Below are 896 nucleotides of genomic sequence, written 5' to 3' on the forward strand. Positions count from 1 at the left end.
GCTCAAATTAAAGAGTTAGTGACAGAAATCGCTGAGCTTTCTGACAAAGTGACTGCCCGTTTTGATGGCAACAATACACGTCGTCCAAGCTTTGGTGTAGCTAAAGCAGGTGAACAACCTCGTGTGTTCTTTGCTGGCTTACCAATGGGCCATGAGTTTACATCTTTGATCTTGGCACTGTTACAAGTGTCTGGTTATGCACCTAAAGTGTCAAATGAAGTGCTCAACCAGATTAAAGGTTTAAACCTCAAAGCCAACTTTGATGTGTTTGTATCGCTAAGCTGTCATAACTGTCCGGATGTAGTACAGGCGCTGAACCTGATCGCGATTTATAATCCGAACACAACAGCAACCATGATTGATGGTTCATTCTTCCAAGACGAAGTTGAACAACGCAAAATCATGGCTGTACCGATGGTGTTCCAAGACAATGAGCACATTGGCCAAGGTCGTATGACCCTTGAAGAGATTGTGGCAAAACTCGACACCAACTCAGCTGAAAAAGATGCAGCAGCACTCAATGCCAAAGATGCTTTTGATGTATTGGTGATTGGTGGTGGACCTGCGGGTGCAACAGCAGCAATCTATGCAGCACGTAAAGGTATTAACACTGGTATCGTGGCTGAACGCTTCGGTGGTCAGGTGATGGATACCATGGACATTGAAAACTTCACATCTGTGCAAAAGACTCAAGGTCCTAAGTTTGCTGCCGAAATGGAAGCACATGTTCGTGAATACGATGTTGATATCATGAACCTGCAACGTGTCAGCAAAATCACAGGTGCAAACCAAACGATCAATGGTCTAGTTGAAGTTGAACTTGAAAACGGTGCAAAACTTGAATCGAAAACTGTGATCCTTTCAACAGGTGCACGTTGGAGAGAAATGAATGTACC

1 protein-coding gene is annotated in these 896 nt (G+C 44.1%); it reads left to right on the plus strand.

Annotated features, from left to right (window positions below; genetic code table 11):
• Positions 1-896, plus strand: an 896-nt coding sequence (locus I7H67_RS19595; RefSeq protein ID WP_198308647.1) for an FAD-dependent oxidoreductase, incomplete at both ends; no start/stop codon positions are given.

Source organism: Acinetobacter sp. ACIN00229 (genome assembly GCF_016106645.1).
In the GTDB taxonomy this organism is placed as follows: domain Bacteria; phylum Pseudomonadota; class Gammaproteobacteria; order Pseudomonadales; family Moraxellaceae; genus Acinetobacter; species Acinetobacter oleivorans.